Raw genomic sequence first — 22,335 nt, forward strand, 5'->3', positions numbered from 1 at the left:
GCTCAGTCGGCGTAGATGCGGCGCAACTCGCGCTCCCAGACGAGGGTGGCGTCGTCGCCCTGTTGCGCCTTGAAGCCGGTCCGCATGAAAAGCCCGCACAGATCTTCACGCGCCTCATCGAGCCGGCACACGACGCTGGCGTAGCCCGCGCCCTGTGCGAAGTTCGTGCACGCGGCGACGAGTTGCTCGCCGAGACCGCGGCGGCGCGCGCCCGGCTCCACGAATAACAACTCGATGCACGCCTGACCCTCGGAGGCGGCGGTGAGGAGCGCCGCGCCGACGCGCGCGTCGCCTTCCTGTTCCGCGACCCAGCACGCGATGCGCGGCGTGTCCCTTTGCATCGCGCCGAGAAAGCGCGACACGACCCTGGCGGCGTGCGCTTCGTAGGCGAGACTGGCGCGGTCGGGCACGTCGAGGTGGGCGTGGCGTTCGATCATCCAGCCGAAATCGCCGCAGCGAGGGCTGCGCAGGCGCGTCGCGACATGGTGCGACGACGGCGTCAGAAGCCGCTCGATGTCGGCCATCGCGAGCGACAAATGCTCGATCTCACCCGGCCCCAGCGAATTCAGCAGCGACGCGGTTTCCGCGGAGACGTGCAAATCCAGTTCATCGACCTTGGCTTTGGCCTCGGGCGTCATGGTCAGGATATGCGCGCGCCCGTCGGATTCGTTCTTGCGCCGCACGACCAGACCGAGCTTCTGGAAATTGGTGATGAGCCGGCTGAGATATCCGGTGTCCAGCCCAAGGTTGCGCGACAGGTCCGCGGCGGTGTGCGCGCGTTCGTGCGCGAGTTCATGAAGAATGCGCACCTCCGTCAAGGAGAAATGGCTCTTGTGGAGGCGCTCGTGAAAAGCGCCCGCATGGCGCGCGTAAAACCGGTTGAAGCGTCGCACGGCCTCGACAGCCCGACTCGGATCAAAACATCCCATTGTGGCTTTGCTCTCTCAAAAATATATGGTTCTTTTGAATTAGTTGCGATTCCGAACTAATGGCGCATTGTGCCAAAGAAAGCACGATCGTGCGAATACGAAAATGCCCGAATTTTCACGGACTTGCGGCAACGGCTATGGATTGGTTCCATTCCGTCCGCTATGCGGGTAAGTCCCGATGGCGTCAAAGCTGCGAAACTACCATTCAAACGAGTTGTAACTTATTGATTAAAAGCAAGATTTGTCGTCCGTCCAAAGCCGTTAGGCTCGCGTTGACTGGTATTATGTTGGTTATATAATGGGCTCCAGTCAGGGCGTCGTGAGGTCTTTTCTTGAGACAAAATTGGAAAGATCTCACGCCGCACAGTGACAGCGACACGCCGCTCTATCTCCAACTGGCCGCGCGTCTTGCATCAGCCATTCACGCGGGCGCGTGCTCGGCCGGCGAGGCGCTCCCCTTCGGAGCGCACGTTGTCCGAGGGCGTCGGTGTGTCGCGTGTCGCGTGTCACGGCGCGCAAGGCCATCGCGTTGCTCGTCGAGCAGGGACTCATCAGGCGGGTGCGCGGAGCGGGCAGTTTCATCACGCCGCGTGGCAGATCCGTTGTCGAGACTGACCGGCTTCACGCGAAAGATGGAACAACGCGGCTTCTCGCCCGATTCTGTTTGGCTCGGCCGCGGACTGCGAATCGCCAGTCGCGAAGAAACCGTGCGTCTCGGGTTGTCGCCCGGCGCGGCGGTGGCGAGTCTCAGGCGATTGCGGCGGGCGGACGGCATCGTGATGGCGGTCGAGCAATCCACGCTGCCGGCCTGGCTCGTGCCGGAGCCGCTTCTGATCGGCGCGTCGTTGTGCCGGTATCTGGAGGAGCGCGGGCAGGCGGTCGTGCGCGCATTGCAGCACTTTCGCGCGGTGAACGCAGGCGCGGACATCGCGCGGCTGATGGGCGTGGCGCCGGGAGCCGCGTTGCTCGTGATCACGCGTATCGGCTATGCGGCGAATCAGCGCGCGATCGAATTGATGGATACGTATTGCCGCGACGACTACTACGACTTCGTCGCGGAGCTGCATCGATGAGCGCCGGCGCAGCACGGCCGGCATCGTCAGGCATCGAAAGAAGAGAGCAATAAAGAGAACGAGAGGACCAAAAGAAGCCGTTCGCCGGCCGCGCACCGAACCATCCGCGCGGACCAGCGTGCTCGCAGCACGGCGCGGACCGCACCTGAACCTCATGACGCATTGCGCACTCCAGAGAACTTCATGCTGAAAGGAAACATACTGACGAACGACGGCTGGATTCACGGCACCGTGCGTTTCGAGAACGGCCGCGTGACGGCGCTCGAAGGTCACATAGCCGATCCGTCGTCGAATGACGCGCCCTATATCCTGCCGGGCTTCATCGATCTGCACGTGCACGGCGGCGGCGGCCGCGACATCATGGAAGGCGGCGACGCGGCCGATACCGTCGCGCGCCAGCACGCGCAGCACGGCACGACCAGCCTTCTCGCCACCACGATGACCGCGCCGCGCGACGAACTCATGCAGGTCGTCGCCGGTCTCGGCGAACAGGCGAAGCGCCGCGCCGCGAGCGGGGCGCGCGTGCTCGGCGTGCATCTCGAAGGCCCGTACATCAATCCGGGCAAGCTCGGCGCGCAGCCGGACGCAGCCGCCGTCGCCGTGCGCGACGAAGTGCTGAAGTATCTGGAGCTCGCGCCGATCCGTGTCGTGACGATCGCGCCGGAGATTTCGGGCCATCTCGACATCATCTCGGAAATGGCGGCGCGCGGCGTGCGCGTGCAGCTCGGCCATTCGCTCGGCACGTACGACGACGCCGTCAACGCGCTCAAGCACGGTGCGCGCGGCTTCACACATCTCTTCAACGCGATGTCGCCGCTGCATCATCGCGATCCCGGCATGGTCGGCGCGGCGCTCGCGCATGCGGAGTACGCCGAACTGATTCCCGACCTGCTGCACGTTCACCCCGGCGCCATTCGCGCCGCCATGCGCGCCATTCCGCGTCTCTATGTCGTGACCGACAGCACCTCGGCAGCGGGCATGCCCGACGGCGAATATCGCCTCGGCAGCCAGCACGTCACCAAGTGCATGGGCGGCGTGCGTCTCGCGGACGGCACGCTCGCAGGCAGCACGCTGACCATGGATCAGGCGCTGCGCAATCTCGTCTCGCTGGGCATTCCGCTCGCGGACGTTTCGAATCGCTTGTCGCGCTATCCCGCCGACTATCTCGGGCTCGAAGACCGCGGCCGCATCGCGCGCGGAGCGTGGGCCGACATGGTCGTGCTCGACCGGGATTTCGCGCTGACCGCCACTTATGTCGAAGGAGAATCGATTGTCGAATATGCTCACTGAGGCGCTGGAGTCCGCGGACGTCGTCGCGGCCCAACTCGCCGACACCTCGCGCATCGAGGCGCTCGCCGTGAAGCTCGCGGAGCAGCCGCGTCATGTCGCGTTGACCGTCGCTCGCGGCAGTTCGGACCACGCCGCGAGTTACTTCGCCAGCCTGACGATGAGCCGCATCGGCGTGCCCGTCGCGTCGCTGCCCATGTCGGTCGCCACGTTGCAGCAAGCGCCGCTGCGCGTGTCCGGCCAACTCGCCGTCGCGTTCTCGCAGTCGGGCAAGAGCCCGGACCTCGTCGGCACCATGCAGGCGCTGCGCGAAGCCGGCGCGTTCACCGTCGCGGCGGTCAACGTCGCGGGCTCGCCGCTGGAAACCGCCTGCGAATACTATTTGCCGCTGCTCGCCGGACCGGAGCTTTCCGTGGCCGCCACGAAGAGCTATATCGCGATGCTGTCGCTGTCGGCCATCGTGATCGCGCACGTTCAGCGCGACCCCGAACTGCTGAACGCGCTGAAGACGCTGCCGGACGCGCTGCGCGCGGCGGGCAAGCTCGACTGGACGCGCGCCGTCGACGAACTGAAGGGCATCGACCGCATGATCGTCGTCGGGCGCGGGCTCGGGCTCGCCATCGCGCAGGAAGCGGCGCTCAAGCTGAAGGAAACGTCGGGCATTCAGGCCGAAGCGTTCTCGAGCGCGGAAGTGCGTCACGGCCCGATGGAAATCATCGACCGCGACTATCCGCTGCTCGTCTTCGCGCCGCGCGGGCCGGAGCAGGCGGGTCTCGTCCAGTTGGCTTCGGACATGCGCGCGCGCGGCGCACGCGTGCTGCTCGCAGCACCTGACGACGTGCCGGGCGCCGAGTTGCCGCTCATCGCCACCGATCACCCGGCGCTCGATCCGATCGCCGCGATCCTTTCGTTCTACGTGATGGCCGCGGGTCTCGCCGCCGCGCGCGGGCGCAACCCCGACGCGCCGCGCCACCTGAACAAGGTCACCGAAACCCATTGAGTGAGACAGACAATGCGCCGTGCCGAGGAGTCCGTGTTGAACCATTCCACCGATAACGCGAGCGATATCGTTCTGCTCGCTCCGTTTACCGGCCCCGTCGTGCCGCTCGCCGACGTGCCCGACCCCGTGTTCGCCGAGGGGATGTTCGGTGACGGCATCGGCATCGATCCGCTCGATAACGTGCTTCTGTCCCCGTGCGACGGCACGGTCACGCATCTCGCGCGCACGCATCACGCGGTCACGCTGCGCACCGCGCAGGGCGCGGAGATTCTCGTGCATATCGGCATCGACACGGTCGAGCTGGGCGGCGAGGGCTTCGCGCCGATGGTCGAGCAGGGCGCGACCGTGCGCGCGGGCCAGCCGCTGATCGAATTCAACGCGGACTTCGTCGCGCAGCACGCGCCGAGTCTCGTTTCCGTGATCGCGGTCGCGAACGGCGACGCGTTCGAAGTCGCCGACCGCGCGGGCCGTGGCGTGCTGAAGGCGGGCGCGCGCATGCTGGTGCTGCGCGCGAAAGACGGCGCGGCGGCGCACGTGGCGCGCTCGTCGTCGAACGTGATGACCGAAGCGCGGCGCACCGTCACGCTGGCGCACGCAGGCGGCTTGCACGCGCGGCCGGCGGCGCGGGCGCGCGAGGCGGCGCGCGGCCTCGACGCCAAGGTCGAAGTGCGCTTCGAAGGCCGCAAGGCGCCGGTCGAAAGCGTGGTCGGCCTGCTCGGGCTGGGCGCGGGCGAGGGCGCGACCATCGAACTGGTCGGCATGGGCGCACAGGCGCAGGAAGCGGTCGATGCCGTCGCCGCCGAACTGCTGCGCGCGGCGCAAGGCGAAGTGGAAGAAACGCCGGCGCGCGAAAAATCGCCCGCGCCGGTCGTGGCAGCCCGTGCGTCCGCCGGTCCGTTGCCGCCGAACACGCTCGCGGGCGTGTGCGCGGCGCCGGGCATCGCGGTCGGCAAGCTCGTGCGCTGGGACGATCAGGAAATCGTGCCGCCGGAGCAGGCGAGCGGTCCGTCGGCGGCGGAGAGCCGCGCGCTGGACAAAGCCATCGCGCAAGTCGACACCGAACTCGAAGTCACCGTCCGCACCGCATCGCAGCGCGGCGCGGTCGGCGAAGCGGGCATCTTCGCGGTGCATCGCGTGCTGCTTGAAGACCCGACGCTCGTCGATGCGGCCCGCGATCTCATCAGCCTCGGCAAGAGCGCGGGCTTCGCGTGGCGCGAGGCGATCCGCGCGCAGATCGCGCTGCTCAACAACGTGAATGACGCGCTACTCGCGGAACGCGCGGCCGACCTGCGCGACATCGAAAAGCGCGTGCTTCGCGCGCTCGGGCTCACGAACACGGCGGCGCGCGCGCTGCCGGATGAAGCGGTGCTCGCGGCCATCGAATTCACGCCGTCCGATCTGGCGTCGATCGACCGCACGCGCGTCACCGCGCTCGTGATGTCGCGCGGCGGCGCGACCTCGCACGCGGCGATCATCGCGCGGCAGATGGGCATTCCGGCGCTCGTCGCAATCGGCGATGCGCTGCACGCGGTTCCCGAAGACGCGCAGGTGGTCGTCGACGCGTCGGCGGGCCGCGTCGAATATGCGCCGAGCGCGCTGGATGTCGAGCGTGCGCGTCACGAGCGCGAGCGTCTCGCGGGCGTGCGCGAGGCGAACCGCAAGATGTCGCAGGAAGCGGCATCGACGCGCGACGGCCGGCACGTCGAGATCGCAGCGAACATCGCCACGCTCGACGACGCGAAAGCGGCTGTCGAAAACGGCGCGGACGCCGTGGGCCTCTTACGCACCGAATTGCTGTTCATCCATCGCCAGGCTGCGCCGACGGTCGCGGAGCACGCGTCGAGCTATCAGGAAATCGTCGAGGCGCTGGCCGGACGCAGCGCGATCATCCGCACGCTGGATGTCGGCGCGGACAAGGAAGTGGACTATCTGACGCTGCCGCCCGAAGAAAACCCGGCGCTGGGCCTGCGCGGCATCCGCCTCGCGCAAGTACGCCCCGATCTGCTCGACGACCAGCTGCGCGGTCTGCTCGCCGTCAAGCCGGCGGGCGCCGTCCGCATTCTCCTGCCAATGGTGACGGACGCCGGCGAACTGCAACGCCTGCGCGCGCGCATCGACGAACTGGCGCGCGAAGCCGGACGCACCGATCCGGTGGAAGTGGGCGTGATGATCGAGGTGCCGTCGGCGGCGATGCTGGCCGACCAGCTCGCGAAGTACGCGGATTTCTTCTCGATCGGCACGAACGATCTGACGCAATACACGCTTGCAATGGACCGCTGCCAGCCCGATCTCGCCGCGCAATCCGACGGCTTGCATCCGGCCGTGCTGCGGCTCATCAAGATGACGGTGCAAGGCGCCGAAAAGCACGGCAAATGGGTCGGCGTCTGCGGCGCGCTCGGCGGCGATCCGCTCGCGGTGCCGCTGCTCGTCGGCCTCGGCGTGACGGAGCTGTCGGTGGATCCGTCCTCCGTGCCCGGCATCAAGGCGCGTGTGCGCAATCTCGATTACCACCTTTGCCGTCAGCGCGCGGAAGACGTGCTCGCGCTTGAATCGGCGCAGGCAGTGAGAGCGGCCAGCCGCGAAATCTGGCCGCAGGACTAGACGCTTCACGCTTCATTTCTGGCAACAACCCGAGCAGCAACGACAAGACCTATATTTTTTGGAGAACCCCCGATGGACGCTAACCCGTTTGCAAAGATGCAGCGCCTAGGCCGCGCCCTGATGCTGCCGATTGCCGTTTTACCGGTGGCCGGCCTGCTGTTGCGTCTAGGCCAGCCCGATGTCTTCAACATCAAGATGATCGCCGACGCGGGCGACGCAATCTTCTCGAACCTGCCGCTTCTCTTCGCAATCGGCGTGGCGGTGGGCTTCGCGAAGGACAACAACGGCACGGCGGGTCTCGCTGGCGCCATCGGCTATCTGATCGAAACCGCCGTGATGAAGGACATCAACGACAAGCTCAACATGGGCGTGTTGTCGGGGATCATCGCGGGTATGGTCGCGGGGTACATGTACAACCGCTTCAAGGACATCAAGCTGCCCGAGTATCTGGCGTTCTTCGGCGGCAAGCGGTTCGTGCCGATTGTCACGGGCGTCGCGTGTCTGTTTATCGGCATTGTGCTGGGGTACGTCTGGCAGCCGGTGCAGTCCGGCATCGACGCAGCCGGCACGTGGCTGACGACGGCCGGCGCGCTCGGCACGTTCGTGTTCGGCGTCCTGAACCGCATTTTGCTGGTGACGGGCCTGCATCACATCATCAACTCGCTCGCATGGTTCGTCTTCGGGTCGTTCACCCCGCCCGATGGCGGCGCGGTCGTACACGGCGACCTGCATCGCTTCTTCGCGGGCGACAAGACGGCGGGTGGCTTCATGACCGGCTTCTTCCCGATCATGATGTTCGGCTTGCCCGCTGCGTGTCTCGCCATGTTCCATGAAGCACCGAAGGAGCGCCGCGCGGTCGTCGGCGGCCTGCTGTTCTCCATGGCGCTGACCGCGTTCCTCACGGGCGTGACCGAGCCGATCGAATACAGCTTCATGTTCCTCGCGCCGGTTCTCTACGGCATCCACGCGGTGCTGACGGGCCTGTCGCTCGCGATCTGCTCGGCGCTCGGCATTCACCTCGGCTTCACGTTTTCGGCTGGCGCGATCGACTACGTGCTGAACTACGGCCTGTCGCAGCGCGGCTGGCTGGCGATTCCGATCGGCCTCGTGTACGGCATCGTGTATTACGGCCTGTTCCGCTTCTTCATCCGCAAGTTCAACATGGCGACGCCGGGCCGCGAGCCGGCCACGACCGACGCGCAAACGGATGCCACGCCCGTCGGCGGTTTCGCGCCGGGCAACGTCGCGCCGGCAGCGGCAAGCACGCGCGCAGCGAAGTACATCGCGGCGCTGGGCGGCGCGTCGAACCTGACGCTCGTCGATGCCTGCACGACGCGTCTGCGTCTGTCGGTGGTGGATACCGGCGCGGTGTCGGAGCCGCAACTGAAGACCATCGGCGCGCGCGGGGTGTTGAAGCGCGGCTCGACGAATGTGCAGGTCATCATTGGACCGGAAGCGGACCTGATCGCCGATGAAATTCGCGGCGAACTCGAGCATTCGTCGACGCGCGGCGCGACGCCCGCATCGTCGGCTCCTGCGCAGCCCGCGGTTGCGGCGGCAGGCGTTGCCGATCAGACGGCGGGCCCGCTCGATCCGGACCCGCTGCGCTGGCTGGCGGTGTTCGGCGGCGCGACGAACGTCGTTTCGCTCGATGCGGTCGCGCAGACGCGCCTGCGCGTGGTCGTGCGTGATCCGTCGTCGGTGGATCGTCAGCGTCTGTCGCAACTGGATGTCGCGTGGGTGTCGGCGGATACGTTCCACATCGTCGTCGGCTCGGCGGCGCAGCGGTACGCGGCGCAGATGGCCACGCGTCTCGCGGGCAATGGCGGCGGCGCAGCGCCGATGCCGGCCTGATGCGCGTGATGAGTTAAGCGGTTGTTCATGGAAACGGCGCCTTCGGGCGCCGTTTTTATTTCCGGCGCGCGTGCTCAGGCAAACAAAAACCCCGCTGTCTTTCGACAACGGGGTTCGAACACACTGGCGACCGTTTCGCCGCGGCGTTACGCGTAATCGTGCAGCGCGGTACGCATCTTCTTCATCGCGCTCGCCTCGATCTGGCGAATGCGCTCCGCCGACACGCCGAACTCGTCGGCCAGTTCGTGCAGCGTCTTGCCGCCCGATCCGTCGTCCTGCACGTCAAGCCAGCGCGCCTTGATAATGCGGCGGCTGCGTTCGTCGAGCGATTCCAGTGCCGTCGAAAGGCCGTCGCTTTGCAGCTTGTCGAACTGGCGCGAGGCGATCACGTTCGTCGGCTCGTTATGCGAGTCCGCCAGATAGGCGATCGGTGCGAACGCTTCCTCGCCGTCTTCCACCTGGCCTTCCAGCGCGATGTCGCCGCCCGACAGCCGCGTTTCCATCTCCGCGACTTCCTCGCGCTTCACATTCAGTTCGCTCGCCAAGCCCTCGATCTCGTCCGGCGTGAACGCCGCGTGACCGGTCTTGTGACTGCGCAGGTTGAAGAACAGTTTGCGCTGCGCCTTGGTCGTCGCGACCTTCACCATGCGCCAGTTGCGCAGGATGTACTCGTGAATCTCGGCCTTGATCCAGTGCATGGCGTACGACACGAGGCGCACGTTTTGCTCAGGGTCGAACCGCTTCACGGCCTTCATCAGACCGATATTGCCTTCCTGGATCAGGTCCGCATGCGGCAGGCCGTAGCCCAGATAGTTGCGGGCGATGGACACGACGAGACGCAGGTGCGACAGAACGAGCTGCCGCGCCGCGTTCAGGTTGCCGTGCTCGCGAAATTCGGTGGCGTACTGACGTTCCTCCGCCGGCGAAAGCATCGGAATACGGTTCACTGCTTGTATGTAGGAATCGATGTTGCCGATCTGGCCGGTCAGCATCGACGACTGTGCGTACGTCAGCGCGCCTGCCGAAGATGCCTTGGCAGGTGCCGAGCCTACAACATTCGGAAGGGTCATCGCATTGGTCACGCTCATAAGCTCCTTGTCAACAAACGCCTGCGGCCGCAAGGGCGGCGGCAGGCCAGTCACGATATTAGCACTCCGTTCATCTGAGTGCTAAGTGTTAGAGGGGAACGACGTGTGAGAGTTCCCACATAACTATCGATTTTGTGGGTCTGATAGGCGGCAAGACCTGAAGAACAAGCCGAAATTACCGGAGAAACGCGTTTGATCGAATGAATTACCGAAATCACAGGGGAAAGCAACGGATTATTCAATCAAACGGACGAGAAACGCTGGATTGTGCAAATATATGTCAGCGGAAATACAATGCGCCGACAACCGCTCGGCGGGACAACCACACCCTCATATGAGGCGCTCATGCAGAAAAACCAAGCTCTTTGGCGCAGTTTTTTGTCTCACGGCGCCATCGCTCTTTCGCTCGGTCTTGTTTCGGCGGTGGCGCATGCCGACCGTTTCGGTCTTCAGATAGCAGGCGGGGTCGCGAATCACGACTTCAAGAAAGCGGATCTCGGCGTGGTTTGGGATCCCGATCTGACATGGTGGGAAATCGGCGGCTTTCACTTCACGCTGCTCGGCGAAGGACACGTCGCCTACTGGCATACCAAGGAAAGCAACGCGGTAAATCCGAACATCTGGGAATTCGGCGTGACACCAGTGCTGCGTTTCGTGAAAAGCTCAGGCTATATTCGGCCGTTCTTCGAGGCGGGCGTCGGCGTGCGGCTGCTGTCGCACACGCGCATCACGGAAAACTTCACGGTGTCCACTGCGTTCCAGTTCGCCGATATGGTCGGCGTGGGTGCGATCTTCGGCGAGAAGCAGAACTACCAGGCCGGTTTTCGCTTCCAGCATCTTTCGAACGCGAGTATCAAAGAGCCGAATCCTGGTATAAATTTCAGCCAGCTATATCTGCAATACAACTTCTGACGGGGCCCCGGCGCATCGGTTCCCCGACACAAGGGGGACCGACAGATGCCGGCAAGAACCTTTGAGGCCATCCGCGGCCTAGAGCGCGACCGTTTCCGGGCGATGGTCGAGAGCGACGGTGCCGCGCTCGAGGCGCTGCTGGCCGAGAACGTCAGCTACGTCCACACCAACGGCAAGCGCGAGACGAAGCGTCAGTTCATCGACGCGATCACCGCCGGGCGCCGCCGCTATCGCCAGATCGAGATCCAGACGCAAGACGTGGTGTCCGCCGGCCCCGAGACCTGTCTCGTGTCGGGGCGCGCGCTGGTCGAGATGGAATCGAAGAACGGCGCGCTGCTCTTTCCCATTGCCTACACGGCGATTCACGTGCAGACCGGCGGCCAGTGGCAACTGCTCGCGCTTCAGGCGACGCGCGTGGCGCTGGAATAGCGCGCCGCCGCCGCATCGTCAGGCTTCGACCGCCTCGTCCTCTTGAATCTTCCGCGCGATTCCCTTTGAGCGATTCACCGCGCTCACGACTGCATCGACGACCGCGAGCGCTGGGTTCGCATGCACCGCGACGCCGAAGCGCATCGGTTCGTCGGCGACGCGGCAGCCCACGAAGACCACGGTCTCGCCGTTCGCCGTCACCGTCGATTCGAACCAGTTCGCGCTCGCGCCGACGTCCAGGCTCGATGCGACCGACTGCGCGTAATGCTCCTCGCTCGCGGCGCTCGAAGCGGGCGGCATCGCGATGTTTCGTCCGAAGACCGAAAGCGCCGCCGCGTCGACGCGCGAAACCGGCCCGCCCGCGTCGAAGTATTCGCGTTTGAAGAGGGCGCAGAGGGCTTCGCCGCTGATTTCCTCGCCCGATTCGTCCGCGACCGCCTGCACCGCATGACTGAACTCGATCTGCACGCGGCGCGGCGGCGTGAACCCCAGCCCGCGTTCGAGCAGATACGTCGCGCCGCCCTTGCCCGATTGGCTGTTCACGCGAATCACGGCGTCGTAGCTGCGGCCGAGATCGGCGGGATCGATCGGCAGATATGGCACTTCCCACGGCGTGCCGGGCACGCGCTGCGCGAAGCCCTTCCGGATGGCGTCCTGATGCGAACCGGAAAACGCGGTGAACACGAGATCGCCCGCGTACGGATGGCGCGGATGCACCGGAAGCTGATTGCAGCGTTCGACGACGCGCCGCACCGCGTCGATGTCCGAAAAGTCGAGACCGGGATCGACGCCCTGCGTGTAGAGATTGAGCGCGAGCGTGACGAGATCGACGTTGCCCGTGCGCTCGCCGTTGCCGAAAAGACAGCCTTCCACGCGATCCGCGCCCGCGAGCAGCGCGAGTTCCGCCGCCGCGACCGCCGTGCCGCGATCGTTGTGCGGATGCACCGAGAGCACGATGCTGTCGCGATAGCCCATGTTGCGGTCCATCCATTCGATCTGGTCGGCGAAGACATTCGGCGTGGCGGATTCCACCGTCGCCGGGAGATTGACGATCATCTTGTGATCTGGCGTCGGACGCCAGACTTGCGCGACCGCGTCGCACACTTCACGCGCGAATGGCAGTTCCGTCATGCTGAACGTCTCGGGCGAATACTGGTAGATCCAGTGCGTGTCCGGCCGCGCCGCCGCGCATTCCTTGATGATGCGCGTGCCAACGACGGCAAGCGCCTTCACGTCTTCCTTCGACTGATCGAACACGATCCGGCGAAACGACGGCGCGATCGCGTTATAGAGATGCACGATGACCTTGCTCGCGCCTTCGACCGCTTCGAACGTGCGCTCGATCAGCTCGCGCCGCGACTGCACGAGCACTTCGATGGTGACGTCGTCGGGAATGCGCTTCTCGTCGATCAGCTTGCGCACGAAGTCGAAATCCGTCTGCGACGCCGACGGAAAGCCCACCTCGATTTCCTTGAAACCCGTCGCCACCAGCATCTCGAAGAATTCGAGCTTCGCTGCGATGCCCATCGGTTCGATCAGCGACTGGTTGCCGTCGCGCAGATCGGTGCTCATCCAGATGGGCGCTTTCTCGATCGTGCGATTCGGCCAGCGTCGGCCATGAAGACGGACTTGCGGGAACGGGCGGTATTTCTCGGCGGGGCTCGGCATCATGATCGTCGATCTCTTTCAGGACGGTTTGCGTAGCGCCTGCGAGAGCGGCTGTCGCCGGCGGCTGGCCGGCTGTGGCGCGATGCACGAAAGGCCAGGCCGCGCGCACGGTCCCATTGCGCACCGGCGACGGCGACGCCTGTGACCAACGTGAACGTGCGCGAAGCAGCGTGCATGTGACCCTCGCGATTTCGTTTCGCGGGATGCGCGAACGAAACACTGACGACTACAAGGTGGTAAGGAAGGAACTGCGGGAACGGCTGGCAGGAGCGCGCGCCTGGCGACGCGCGTCGCTACGTCTGGCGACTTACGCTAGACGTAGCGATAGGGGCCGCGCTAGGCGGCCCGAAATAATTCGGAGGGAGGAGACTTGGGCGAAACGCATTTGCCTACTGTAAACCAGCGTTGAAGAACGTGTCAAATGCGGATTTTCCTATTGCGGCGGCGAAAGCGTTGGCTGGCTATAGCGGCCGGCGCACGACCTCGGCGATCAGTTCCACCTGTCGCGCGATGGCGGGCGGCACGGGCACGTCGCCCCGCATCACGTCTTCGATCCAGCGCGCGGTGGTCGCGGCATCCAGCGATTCGGGCAGCTCGACGGCGGGCGCATCCGCCTGCGAACGCTCGGCCGAGACGAGCGTCTCGGCGTGGCCGTCGTGGAACCAGTCGATCTGCACCTGGCGGCGCATGTCGGCGACCGCCTCGCCTTCGGTGCCGCGCGCGAGCAGCGCGCCGCCCTGCGCCGCCTCCGGATGTTCGGTGAAGAGCGTGGTCAGGCTGTCGCGATACTCCGGGTGCGTGTAGTTGACGAGCCGCAGGCCCGGCTCCGCGAACGGCTGAAGAATCTTGACGAGCGTATGCGTCGAATTGCGCACGCCCATCACGCGCCGAAGGTCCAGTAGCCGCGCGAGCTTCGGCGCAAGCGATGTTATCGGCGCGAACGCGAGGCGGCGCGAGGCGAGGCTGTCTTCGATCTCATCGGGCGACGCGGCGTGCGGAATACCCACTTCCGCGAAGATCGCGGCGCTCGTCACGCGGCCCGGATCGTCGACGACGCCATGCACCAGCACCGGCACGCCTTCGCGCGCGAGCAACAGCGCAAGAAGCGGCGTGAGGTTCGGCTGCTTGCGCGCGCCGTTGTAGCTCGGAATCGACACGGGCCGCGCGTGCTCGCGGCCTTCCTGCACGTGCAGCGGCTCGAACGAGCGATGCGCCGCCGCGAGCATCGCGGCGAGCTCGGCGGCAGTCTCGCCCTTCACGCGATACGCGAGCAGCACCGCGCCGAGTTCGAGGTCAGAGACGCGGCCATCGAGCATGGCTTCATAGAGCGAATAGGTATCGTCACGCGACAGCGCACGGGCGCCGTTCGGGCCGCGCCCGATTTCCTTGATATAGCGCGCGCAGGAGAAAGAAGGAGGTGGAGTGTCGGTCATCGGAAGCGTGCGCAAAGCGGGCGTTTCATTTCCGTGGTCCTGAGCGGCGCCGTCGCGGGTTGAGATGCGGTCATGACACTCAGTATCGCATTTAAGCGCCGCTTGCAAGTTCGGGGAAAGGCGTCCGATGAAATTTCGCGGCGGTCCGAAGGATTGCCGCAGGGCAGGCGAAAGCTCGCACGCCCGCGCCGGACAAGGCTCGCCACGATTCGCGCGGGCACGTTACACTCGCTTTTGCGGTCGGCTGCGAGCGCCCGATGCGTTCATAGCGTTCAATGCGTTCAATGCGCCGGCTATCGAATAACACCAAACAGGAGAGCGGGATGACTTACGTGTTTCCCCCGGCGCCGGCGACGGCCGTTCCGGTCGCGGGTTCGAACGAGCAATTTCCCGTGCGCCGCATTTACTGCGTCGGGCGCAACTACGAAGCGCATGCGCGGGAAATGGGCCACGATCCCGACCGCGAGCCGCCGTTCTTCTTCAGCAAGCCCGCCGATGCCGTGTTGTACGTCGCGCCGGGTTCCACCGGCGAATTTCCGTATCCGCCGCAGACCAAAAATCTGCACTTCGAAATGGAACTGGTCGCGGCCATCGGCAAGCAGGGCAAGGACATTCCCGCCGAAAAGGGTCTCGACTACGTGTACGGCTATGCGCTCGGCCTCGACATGACACGTCGCGACCTGCAAGCCGAAGCGAAGAAGCTCGGCCGTCCGTGGGATACCGCGAAGGGCTTCGATCATTCGGCGCCGCTCGGCCCGATTCATCCGGTGTCGACGGTCGGCCATCTGGAAAAGAGCGCGATCTGGCTCACCGTCAACGGTGAGGAAAAGCAGCGTTCGGACATTTCGCAACTGATCTGGTCGGTCGGCGAGACGGTGGCGTATCTGTCGACGCTCTTCGAGCTCTTCCCCGGCGATCTCATCTTCACCGGCACGCCCGAAGGCGTCGGCGCGGTCGTGAAGGGCGACTTGCTGAAGGGCGGCGTGGACGGCATCGGCGAATTCTCCGTGCGCGTGGTCTGAGGCGGCGTGCGGACAATGAAGCTCTACAGCTATTTTCGAAGCTCGGCGGCGTATCGCGTGCGGATCGCGCTGAATCTGAAGGGCCTCGACTACGAGTATGAGGCCGTTCATCTGCTGCGCGAGGGCGGCGTGCAATTGAAGCCCGACTATCGCGCGCTGAATCCGGACGGCATCGTGCCGACGCTGGTCGTTGACGGCGACGTGCTCACGCAATCGCTCGCGATCATCGAATATCTCGACGAGACGCATCCCGAGCCGCCGCTTTTGCCGCGCGGCGCGTCGGACCGCGCGTTCGTCCGGTCGGTGGCGTTGCAGGTCGCGTGCGAGATTCATCCGCTCGATAACCTGCGCGTGCTGAAGTACCTCAAGCATCAGGTGAAAGTGCCGGACGAGGCGAAGGACGCGTGGTACCGGCATTGGGTCGAGACGGGCTTCGAATCGCTCGAAAAGCGGCTCGCGGCGGATTCGCGCGTCGGCACGCTGACGTTCGGCGACACGCCGACCATCGCCGATCTCTGCATCGTGCCGCAGGTGTTCAACGCGCGGCGCTTCGGCATCGATCTCGCGCCTTATCCGACCATCGCGCGTATCGCCGATTCCGCGAACCAGATCGACGGCTTCATGCGCGCCGCCCCCGCGCAGCAGCCGGACGCCGAATGACGGCGGCCGTATCTGCGGGAGCCCTGTCGAGTTACTTGTCGGGTGCGGGACTGGGAGCGAGCCTGATCGTCGCGATCGGCGCGCAGAATGCGTTCGTGCTGCGGCAGGGGCTCAAGCGCCGCCACGTGGGCATCGTGGTGGCGATCTGCGCGTTTATCGACGTGATGTTGATCGCGCTCGGTGTCGGCGGGATGGGCGCGCTCATCGCGCGCGCGCCGTTTCTGCTCGACGTGATTCGTTGGGCGGGCGCGGTCTTCCTGTTCCTCTACGGGCTGCGTGCGTTCATCGCGGCGTGGCGCGGTCCCGGGCATCTGAACGCCTCCGACGGCGATTCGCAGACGGCGCTAGCGGCGGCGTCCACCGTGCTCGCGCTCTCGCTGCTGAATCCGCACGTTTATCTGGATACGGTCGTGCTGCTGGGCGGCATCGGCGCGCGGCACGCTTGGCCGGGCAACGCGTGGTTCGCGGCGGGCGCGATGTGCTCGTCGATCGTCTGGTTCACGGCGCTCGGCTATGGCGCGCGTCTCTTGGAGCCGTGGTTCGAGAAGGACGTGTCGTGGCGCGTGCTCGACGTGATCGTCGGCTGCGTCATGTGGTGGATCGCCGGGGCGCTGGTGTTTTCGCGCTGAGGAGTCCGGCTACGGGATGTGGCCAACGAACTGGTTCGATGAATCGCCCGGTTACACGAGCCGACTTAGCCGACGGTAAACGCTCCGCAGTATGTCGACCGTCTCATCGCCCATGAACACAACGGCTGACTCGCCGTTCCGCTCGGACGATGCGAAGAGCGGTTCAGCGTCCGCGACGGAAAGAAAAAGGGCGCCTCGCGAACGCCCTTTTTTCCTCGCAAAGATCAGCCGAGCAACGCGTCGGCGAATTCGTCCGCCTTGAACGGCTGCAAGTCCTCGACTTTCTCGCCCACGCCGATGAAGTACACCGGAATCGGCCGCTGCCGCGCGATTGCCGCGAGAATGCCGCCTTTCGCCGTGCCGTCGAGTTTGGTGACGATCAGGCCGGTCAAGCCGAGCGCATCGTCGAACGCCTTCACTTGCGCGAGCGCGTTCTGACCCGTGTTTGCGTCGATCACGAGCAGCACTTCGTGCGGCGCGTCCGGCATGGCTTTCGCGATCACGCGGCGCACCTTGCGCAGTTCTTCCATCAGATGCAGCTGCGTCGGCAGACGGCCGGCCGTGTCGGCCATCATCACGTCGATCTTGCGGGCGCGCGCCGCGCCGACCGCGTCGAAAATGACGGCGGCCGCATCGCCGCTTTCCTGCGCGATCACCGTCACGTTGTTGCGCTCGCCCCAGACGGTGAGCTGTTCGCGGGCGGCGGCGCGGAACGTGTCGCCGGCAGCAAGCAGCACCGACTGGTTGAAGCTCTGCAGATGCTTCGCCAGCTTGCCGATGCTCGTCGTCTTGCCGACGCCGTTCACGCCCGCGATCATCATCACGAGCGGCTGAGCGCGGCCGAGCATCAGCGACTTCTCGAGCGGACGCAGCAAATCGACGAGCAGGGTACGCAACGCAGCCTTCACCTGTGAAGCGTCCGTCAGCCGGTCGGCGCGTACCTTCTCGCGCAGCGATTCGAGCAGGAATTCGGTCGCGTCGACGCCCGCGTCGGACATGAGCAGCGCGGTTTCGAGTTCTTCGTACAGGTCTTCGTCGATCTTCGCGCCGACGAAGATGCCGGTCAGGCTGGAACTCGTCTTCGAAAGACCGTTCCTTAGCCGCGAGAGCCACGACTTCTTCGCGGCGGCGTCGGGTTCGGGCGGCGGCAGGACTTCTTCGCTCGCCTCGTCGGTTTCCGGCGCGCGGAGCCACTGCGATTGCGTGCGGCCTTGCCAATACGGCTTGGCTTCCTCACTCGCCGCGGGCTGCGCGGGCGCGTGCGGCTGTTCGGGCTCCGGTTCCTGCTCCGGTTCCGCAGACGGCGCTTCGGACGGAATCGCAGCGTCGACGGCGGGCTCGCGCTCCAGTTCGGCCTCGATGATGGGAGCGGACGCTTCTTCGTCCTCGACGGCTTCGGGCGTGTCCTCGGCGGATGGGTCGAGCGGCGCGTCAGCCGGCTTTTTGAATCGTTTGAAGAAGCTGAACATGATCTCGGACGATGATGCGCGCGTCTTTCGACGGCCGGCGCGCTCGAAGAAGAACGCCGCGCGATGGCCCGCGCAGGAAGAAGTAAGCCGCGTATTTTATCAGGCGTGGCCTGATGCGCTTGTGCGCCAGCCGCCTGTGGTAACGTTGGCTCTCATTACACGCGCCGCTCATTCGAAGCGCGCGCGTCCGATTCCAACGCTCCTTTTATGCCCCGTTCCTCCGCATCACGCCCGGCCGCTTCGGCCACCTCTCGCCGCGCGCCTTCGCACAGCGGCAAGCCGCATACCATCCGCATCATCGGCGGCAACTGGAAGCGCACGCCGCTGCCCGTGCTCGATCTCGAAGGTCTGCGTCCCACGCCGGATCGCGTGCGCGAGACGCTTTTCAACTGGCTCGGCCAGGATCTCGACGGGCAGCGTTGTCTCGACCTGTTCGCCGGGAGTGGCGCGCTCGGATTCGAAGCCGCGTCGCGTGGTGCGTCGCGCGTGCTGATGGTCGAGCGCAGCGCGCGCGCCGCCGCGCAACTTCGCGCAAATCAGGACCGGCTCGCCGCGCGCAACATCGAAATCGCCGAAGCGGATGCGCTCCGGCTCGCCGCTGGCCTCGCACCCGGATCGTTCGACGTGATCTTTCTCGATCCTCCGTTCGGCGATCAGGCGCTGCTCGCGCGCGCGCTCGAACTCGCGGCGCCGCTCGCCGCGCCGGATGGCGCCATTTACGTCGAATGCGGCGAGCCGCTGGAGCCCGCCGCCATCGAAGCGTTAGCGGGCTGGATCGTGGCGCGGGAAGGCAAGGCGGGCGCCGTTCGGTATCATTTGCTGCGCCGCCAAAATGAGGAATAATGCGCCTGCCGCATCCGGGCGCCGAGGCGTATCGGAAGGGGTATCGAGCGGAAATGGCGGTCGCGCCCACGCGGCCCGAAGTCAATAAAAGAGGAGAAGCTCATGGTTGTCGCCGTGTACCCGGGAACATTCGACCCGCTGACGCGCGGGCATGAAGACATCGTGCGGCGCGCATCGAGCATTTTCGATACGCTGGTCGTGGGCGTGGCCGACAGCCGCGCGAAGAAGCCGTTTTTCACGCTGCAAGAGCGGCTCGATATCGCGCATGACGTCCTCGGGCATTATCCGAACGTACAGGTGAGCAGCTTCACCGGGCTACTGAAGGACTTCGTGCGCAAGAACAATGCGCGCGTGATCGTGCGCGGTTTGCGCGCCGTGTCGGACTTCGAATACGAGTTTCAGATGGCCGGCATGAACCGCTATCTGTTGCCCGACGTCGAGACCATGTTCATGACGCCGTCCGATCAGTACCAGTTCATCTCCGGCACCATCGTGCGCGAGATCGCGCAACTCGGCGGCGACGTCAGCAAGTTCGTGTTTCCTTCGGTCGAGAAGCGGCTGATCGACAAGGTCGCGGGCGCGCCTCAAAAGGATGCCGCCGCGCCGTGAGCGCAAGTGCGGGCCGGTTACTTCGGCGCGCTGTCCTTGTTCGCTGCCTTGACGAAGGCTTCAGCGAGCTTGTCGAAATGGCGTAGCGCGCCGGGCGTCAGCTCGATCTGCTTGCGGCGCGCGTCTTCGGTATCGGTCAGGACGATCCAGCCTTTCTCGCGCATCGACGTGATGCGCGCGTGCAGCGTCGCGGGCGATCCGAACTGGTGTTGCGCCATCATGTCTCGCACGGAGAGCCGCTCTTTTTGCTGGCTCATGCGCGCGACGAAGTCGAGGATGCGCTCTTCCAGCGGATCGAGCGCGGGCAGGCCGCGCAGCGCCTCGGCAAGCTGAAGGAATCGGAGATAGATATCGGCAGGGCGGGTCATGCCTGTGCATCGTCCAGTGTGACGGCTCGCTCGGGATCAACCGCGTGAGCTAAGATGCAACCCGATAACAACGGGTGGCGGCCATTTTACTCCCATGTCCAATCTGCGCTTGCACGTCGTCTCCGTGATCGGCACTGCGGCCGTGTTCGTGCTGTCTCTATGGCTCAACGAACGCGTCTTCGCGCACACCGAGTTCGTCCGGGGCGTCAACTGGATCTATCTGCCGTCGGGCGTCAGGCTGCTGAGCACGCTGCTCCTCGGCAGCGACGGCGCGCTCGGCTTGCTGATCGCGAGCTGGCTCGTCGACTTCTTCTACTTCTTTCCGCACGACCCGGTGCGCTCGTTCGCCGGCGGCATCATCGCGACGGTGGCGCCTTATGCGGTGTATCGGCTCGCGAGAGAGTGGTACGGGCTCAAGGCGTCCTTGGCGAATCTCACCGCGAACCGTCTGCTGATCCTCGCGCTCGCGTATTCCATCGCGAATCCGCTTCTGCATCACATCTGGTTCGCGCTGCGAGGGGACACGCAGAATATCGTCGAGCGATTCTTCGTGATGGTCGCAGGCGATCTCGCTGGCGCGTTGATCGTGCTGTACGCGGCAAAAGCGTTACTGGCCATGCTATTCAGAAACGGCGTGCCTCGCGGCGGACGGCTCGAAGAATAGTGCGCGTCGCCGTTATCCCGCGTGATGCATGAACGCGCTCGGGTACAAGAGAGACAGCGCGATGACCACGACGCAAAACACCCAGCAGACGAGATAGAGCGTGCTGCCCAACGCCGTGAGCGTGCGTTTGCGATTCGACAACGTGATGACGGTGAAGAGTCTCACTCCCGGCTGGCGGCATGTCACGCAGACCAGAAGCAGCGAAAAGCACCCAACCAGGCCGGGAAGCGCAAGCATAAGTCGCTCAAACAGTGATGAAATTCCGCTGACATCGATATAAAAACTATATCGAAAGGGTCGCGCGACGGGCACGCATTGTTCATTGCTGGTTTACGGCAATACTTGGTGGAAATTCAGCGCCTGGCGCGATATCGTCGGCGGCGCACGTCGGCAATCGGCGCGCCGCGGAGCTATAATCGCTTGTTTTTTAACGAAAAGCGGGCTGCGACATGTCCCTGATCATCACCGACGAGTGCATCAACTGCGACGTCTGCGAGCCCGAGTGCCCCAATGACGCCATTTCGATGGGTACGGACATCTACGTGATCGATCCGAACAAGTGCACGGAATGCGTCGGCCATTTCGATGAACCGCAATGCCAGCAGGTCTGCCCGGTCGAGTGCATTCCGCGCGATCCGGCGCACGTCGAAACGCCGGAGCAATTGCTGACGAAGTATCACGCGTTGATGGCGGCAAAGGGCCGATAACCCTAACCGTCGATCAGTTCTCCGAGCGACGCCGTAAGCGCATCACATTCCGCGTCCGTGCCAATGGAAATGCGCAGATGCTGGTCGATGCGCGGCAGCCTGAAATGCCGCACGAAAATCTCGCGTTGCCGAAGTGCGGCGGCGAGCGCGGCGGCATCATGAGCCGGATGCTTCGCGAACACGAAGTTGGCTGCCGACGGCACCACGTCGAATCCCATGCTTTTCAACTGCGCGTTCAGCTTTTCGCGGCTCGCCACGACCTTCGCGCAGCATTCTTCGAACCACGCGCGGTCTTCGTATGACGCGAGCGCCGCCGCTTGTGCAAGCCGGTCGAGCGGATACGAGTTGAAACTGTCCTTCACGCGCGTCAGCCCTTCGATCAACGCCGCATCGCCGAACGCGAAGCCGACGCGCATGCCCGCGAGCGAGCGCGCCTTCGACGTCGTCTGCACCACGAGCAGATTCGGATAAGCGTCGATGAGACCCACGGCCGATTGCGCGCCGAAATCGACATACGCCTCATCGATGATGACCGGCACGTCCGCATTCGCCTTCAACAACGCTTCGATGTCCGCGAGCGGCAGGGCGCGGCCGGTCGGCGCGTTCGGATTCGGCAGCAGCACGCCGCCGTTCGGCGCGCGATAGGCGTCGATATCGATCGCGAAATCGGCATCCAGCGGAACCGTTTCGTACGCGACGCCGTAGAGCTGCGCGTAGACCGGGTAGAAGCTGTATGTGATATCCGGGAAACGGATGGGCATGTCGCGCTTGAGCAGCGCCTGAAAGGCGTGCGCGAGGACTTCGTCCGAACCGTTACCCGCGAAAACCTGCTCGACGCGCACGCCGTGATGCGCCGCCACCGCCTCGCGCAGCGCGCGGGCCGTCGGGTCCGGATACTTGCGCAGCGATGCGCCATCGTCGCCGAGTTCGCGGCGGATCGCTTCCACCACGCGCGGCGAAGGCGGATACGGATTCTCGTTCGTGTTCAGCTTGATCGGATGCGTCAGCGCGGGTTGCTCGCCCGGCACATACGGCGTCAGACGATGAACGATATCGCTCCAGAAACGGCTCACGGCGGGCTCCAGATTTC

At 64.9% G+C, this 22,335-nt stretch carries 21 protein-coding genes and 1 pseudogene; 14 read left to right on the forward strand and 8 right to left on the reverse strand.

Annotated features, from left to right (window positions below):
* Positions 1 to 2: 2 nt before the first annotated feature.
* On the reverse strand, positions 3 to 929 hold the full coding sequence (locus GV035_RS10905; RefSeq protein WP_159835127.1) for a bifunctional helix-turn-helix transcriptional regulator/GNAT family N-acetyltransferase: 927 nt from the start codon (positions 927 to 929) through the stop codon (positions 3 to 5).
* A 332-nt stretch (positions 930 to 1,261) separates the two neighbouring features.
* Here GV035_RS10905 and GV035_RS10910 point away from each other — a divergent pair.
* The 5 genes and pseudogenes from GV035_RS10910 to nagE all read left to right on the forward strand — a co-directional run bounded on the left by GV035_RS10910 (position 1,262) and on the right by nagE (position 8,744).
* Positions 1,262 to 2,002, forward strand: a pseudogene (locus GV035_RS10910) (GntR family transcriptional regulator).
* 183 nt (positions 2,003 to 2,185) lie between these two features.
* Positions 2,186 to 3,292: an N-acetylglucosamine-6-phosphate deacetylase gene (gene nagA, locus GV035_RS10915; protein WP_159835128.1), complete on the forward strand. Its 1,107-nt coding sequence runs from the start codon at positions 2,186 to 2,188 to the stop codon at positions 3,290 to 3,292.
* Positions 3,282 to 4,289: an SIS domain-containing protein gene (locus tag GV035_RS10920; RefSeq protein ID WP_159837816.1), complete on the forward strand. Its 1,008-nt coding sequence runs from the start codon at positions 3,282 to 3,284 to the stop codon at positions 4,287 to 4,289. The genes nagA and GV035_RS10920 overlap by 11 nt, the downstream gene beginning before the upstream one ends.
* 12 nt (positions 4,290 to 4,301) lie before the next feature.
* A complete protein-coding gene (ptsP, locus tag GV035_RS10925; protein WP_201304025.1) occupies positions 4,302 to 6,890 on the forward strand; it encodes a phosphoenolpyruvate--protein phosphotransferase in 2,589 nt (862 codons plus the stop codon).
* Between the two features lie 72 nt (positions 6,891 to 6,962).
* Positions 6,963 to 8,744, forward strand: a complete 1,782-nt coding sequence (gene nagE / locus GV035_RS10930; protein ID WP_159835130.1) for an N-acetylglucosamine-specific PTS transporter subunit IIBC — start codon at positions 6,963 to 6,965, stop codon at positions 8,742 to 8,744.
* 146 nt (positions 8,745 to 8,890) lie between these two features.
* On the opposite strand, the gene rpoH is transcribed toward nagE, so the two are convergent.
* Positions 8,891 to 9,826 carry an RNA polymerase sigma factor RpoH gene (gene rpoH, locus GV035_RS10935; protein ID WP_159837818.1) on the reverse strand — a complete coding sequence of 312 codons (936 nt, stop codon included), beginning with the start codon at positions 9,824 to 9,826 and terminating at the stop codon, positions 8,891 to 8,893.
* Between the two features lie 351 nt (positions 9,827 to 10,177).
* Between rpoH and GV035_RS10940 the strand changes: the two genes are divergently transcribed.
* A complete protein-coding gene (locus GV035_RS10940; RefSeq protein ID WP_159835131.1) occupies positions 10,178 to 10,744 on the forward strand; it encodes an acyloxyacyl hydrolase in 567 nt (188 codons plus the stop codon).
* A gap of 45 nt (positions 10,745 to 10,789) precedes the next feature.
* On the forward strand, positions 10,790 to 11,173 hold the full coding sequence (locus GV035_RS10945; RefSeq protein WP_159835132.1) for a nuclear transport factor 2 family protein: 384 nt from the start codon (positions 10,790 to 10,792) through the stop codon (positions 11,171 to 11,173).
* Between the two features lie 18 nt (positions 11,174 to 11,191).
* Here GV035_RS10945 and leuA read toward each other — a convergent pair whose 3' ends face one another.
* Positions 11,192 to 12,844, reverse strand: a complete 1,653-nt coding sequence (gene leuA, locus GV035_RS10950; RefSeq protein ID WP_159835133.1) for a 2-isopropylmalate synthase — start codon at positions 12,842 to 12,844, stop codon at positions 11,192 to 11,194.
* 458 nt (positions 12,845 to 13,302) lie between these two features.
* Entirely contained in the window at positions 13,303 to 14,274 is a 972-nt protein-coding gene (gene ybiB / locus GV035_RS10955) for a DNA-binding protein YbiB (RefSeq protein WP_159835134.1), read from the reverse strand.
* A gap of 323 nt (positions 14,275 to 14,597) precedes the next feature.
* Here ybiB and GV035_RS10960 point away from each other — a divergent pair, with 323 nt between their 5' ends.
* The 3 genes from GV035_RS10960 to GV035_RS10970 are packed head-to-tail and all read left to right on the forward strand — an operon-like array spanning position 14,598 to position 16,585.
* Positions 14,598 to 15,296, forward strand: a complete 699-nt coding sequence (locus tag GV035_RS10960; protein WP_159835135.1) for a fumarylacetoacetate hydrolase family protein — start codon at positions 14,598 to 14,600, stop codon at positions 15,294 to 15,296.
* Between the two features lie 15 nt (positions 15,297 to 15,311).
* Positions 15,312 to 15,956 (forward strand): maleylacetoacetate isomerase, encoded by a 645-nt coding sequence (gene maiA, locus GV035_RS10965; protein WP_159835136.1) that lies wholly within the window; start codon positions 15,312 to 15,314, stop codon positions 15,954 to 15,956.
* Positions 15,953 to 16,585 (forward strand): LysE/ArgO family amino acid transporter, encoded by a 633-nt coding sequence (locus tag GV035_RS10970; protein WP_159835137.1) that lies wholly within the window; start codon positions 15,953 to 15,955, stop codon positions 16,583 to 16,585. The genes maiA and GV035_RS10970 overlap by 4 nt, the downstream gene beginning before the upstream one ends.
* Positions 16,586 to 16,809: 224 nt before the next feature.
* Here GV035_RS10970 and ftsY read toward each other — a convergent pair whose 3' ends face one another.
* On the reverse strand, positions 16,810 to 18,054 hold the full coding sequence (gene ftsY / locus GV035_RS10975) for a signal recognition particle-docking protein FtsY (protein ID WP_159835138.1): 1,245 nt from the start codon (positions 18,052 to 18,054) through the stop codon (positions 16,810 to 16,812).
* A 207-nt stretch (positions 18,055 to 18,261) separates the two neighbouring features.
* Here ftsY and rsmD point away from each other — a divergent pair, with 207 nt between their 5' ends.
* Together rsmD and coaD are read left to right on the forward strand one after the other, a co-directional pair.
* Entirely contained in the window at positions 18,262 to 18,897 is a 636-nt protein-coding gene (gene rsmD / locus GV035_RS10980) for a 16S rRNA (guanine(966)-N(2))-methyltransferase RsmD (RefSeq protein ID WP_159835139.1), read from the forward strand.
* A gap of 102 nt (positions 18,898 to 18,999) precedes the next feature.
* Positions 19,000 to 19,506, forward strand: a complete 507-nt coding sequence (gene coaD / locus GV035_RS10985) for a pantetheine-phosphate adenylyltransferase (protein ID WP_159835140.1) — start codon at positions 19,000 to 19,002, stop codon at positions 19,504 to 19,506.
* A gap of 17 nt (positions 19,507 to 19,523) precedes the next feature.
* Here coaD and GV035_RS10990 read toward each other — a convergent pair whose 3' ends face one another.
* On the reverse strand, positions 19,524 to 19,874 hold the full coding sequence (locus GV035_RS10990) for a winged helix-turn-helix domain-containing protein (protein WP_159835141.1): 351 nt from the start codon (positions 19,872 to 19,874) through the stop codon (positions 19,524 to 19,526).
* A 94-nt stretch (positions 19,875 to 19,968) separates the two neighbouring features.
* Between GV035_RS10990 and GV035_RS10995 the strand changes: the two genes are divergently transcribed.
* Positions 19,969 to 20,538 (forward strand): hypothetical protein, encoded by a 570-nt coding sequence (locus GV035_RS10995; protein ID WP_159835142.1) that lies wholly within the window; start codon positions 19,969 to 19,971, stop codon positions 20,536 to 20,538.
* Positions 20,539 to 20,550: 12 nt separating this feature from the next.
* Here GV035_RS10995 and GV035_RS11000 read toward each other — a convergent pair whose 3' ends face one another.
* Positions 20,551 to 20,703: a hypothetical protein gene (locus tag GV035_RS11000; protein ID WP_159835143.1), complete on the reverse strand. Its 153-nt coding sequence runs from the start codon at positions 20,701 to 20,703 to the stop codon at positions 20,551 to 20,553.
* Positions 20,704 to 20,987: 284 nt separating this feature from the next.
* Between GV035_RS11000 and GV035_RS11005 the strand changes: the two genes are divergently transcribed.
* On the forward strand, positions 20,988 to 21,245 hold the full coding sequence (locus tag GV035_RS11005) for a YfhL family 4Fe-4S dicluster ferredoxin (RefSeq protein ID WP_159835144.1): 258 nt from the start codon (positions 20,988 to 20,990) through the stop codon (positions 21,243 to 21,245).
* A 2-nt stretch (positions 21,246 to 21,247) separates the two neighbouring features.
* Here the strand turns inward: GV035_RS11005 and hisC are convergent, their stop codons facing one another.
* Positions 21,248 to 22,318 carry a histidinol-phosphate transaminase gene (gene hisC, locus GV035_RS11010; RefSeq protein ID WP_159835145.1) on the reverse strand — a complete coding sequence of 357 codons (1,071 nt, stop codon included), beginning with the start codon at positions 22,316 to 22,318 and terminating at the stop codon, positions 21,248 to 21,250.
* Positions 22,319 to 22,335: the final 17 nt, after the last annotated feature.

The sequence above is a fragment of the Burkholderia sp. 8Y genome (genome assembly GCF_902506145.1).
Classification (GTDB): Bacteria; Pseudomonadota; Gammaproteobacteria; order Burkholderiales; family Burkholderiaceae; genus Caballeronia.

Coding starts and splice junctions, on each gene's coding strand:
- GV035_RS10995 (WP_159835142.1), top strand. CDS start 19,969: ATGTCCAATCTGCGCTTGCACGTCGTCTCCGTGATCGGCACTGCGGCC.
- GV035_RS10905 (WP_159835127.1), bottom strand. CDS start 929: ATGGGATGTTTTGATCCGAGTCGGGCTGTCGAGGCCGTGCGACGCTTC.
- rsmD (WP_159835139.1), top strand. CDS start 18,262: ATGCCCCGTTCCTCCGCATCACGCCCGGCCGCTTCGGCCACCTCTCGC.
- nagA (WP_159835128.1), top strand. CDS start 2,186: ATGCTGAAAGGAAACATACTGACGAACGACGGCTGGATTCACGGCACC.
- GV035_RS10960 (WP_159835135.1), top strand. CDS start 14,598: ATGACTTACGTGTTTCCCCCGGCGCCGGCGACGGCCGTTCCGGTCGCG.
- GV035_RS10970 (WP_159835137.1), top strand. CDS start 15,953: ATGACGGCGGCCGTATCTGCGGGAGCCCTGTCGAGTTACTTGTCGGGT.
- GV035_RS10945 (WP_159835132.1), top strand. CDS start 10,790: ATGCCGGCAAGAACCTTTGAGGCCATCCGCGGCCTAGAGCGCGACCGT.
- GV035_RS11005 (WP_159835144.1), top strand. CDS start 20,988: ATGTCCCTGATCATCACCGACGAGTGCATCAACTGCGACGTCTGCGAG.
- ftsY (WP_159835138.1), bottom strand. CDS start 18,054: ATGTTCAGCTTCTTCAAACGATTCAAAAAGCCGGCTGACGCGCCGCTC.
- coaD (WP_159835140.1), top strand. CDS start 19,000: ATGGTTGTCGCCGTGTACCCGGGAACATTCGACCCGCTGACGCGCGGG.
- leuA (WP_159835133.1), bottom strand. CDS start 12,844: ATGATGCCGAGCCCCGCCGAGAAATACCGCCCGTTCCCGCAAGTCCGT.
- GV035_RS10940 (WP_159835131.1), top strand. CDS start 10,178: ATGCAGAAAAACCAAGCTCTTTGGCGCAGTTTTTTGTCTCACGGCGCC.
- nagE (WP_159835130.1), top strand. CDS start 6,963: ATGGACGCTAACCCGTTTGCAAAGATGCAGCGCCTAGGCCGCGCCCTG.
- ptsP (WP_201304025.1), top strand. CDS start 4,302: ATGCGCCGTGCCGAGGAGTCCGTGTTGAACCATTCCACCGATAACGCG.
- ybiB (WP_159835134.1), bottom strand. CDS start 14,274: ATGACCGACACTCCACCTCCTTCTTTCTCCTGCGCGCGCTATATCAAG.
- GV035_RS10990 (WP_159835141.1), bottom strand. CDS start 19,874: ATGACCCGCCCTGCCGATATCTATCTCCGATTCCTTCAGCTTGCCGAG.
- maiA (WP_159835136.1), top strand. CDS start 15,312: ATGAAGCTCTACAGCTATTTTCGAAGCTCGGCGGCGTATCGCGTGCGG.
- GV035_RS10920 (WP_159837816.1), top strand. CDS start 3,282: ATGCTCACTGAGGCGCTGGAGTCCGCGGACGTCGTCGCGGCCCAACTC.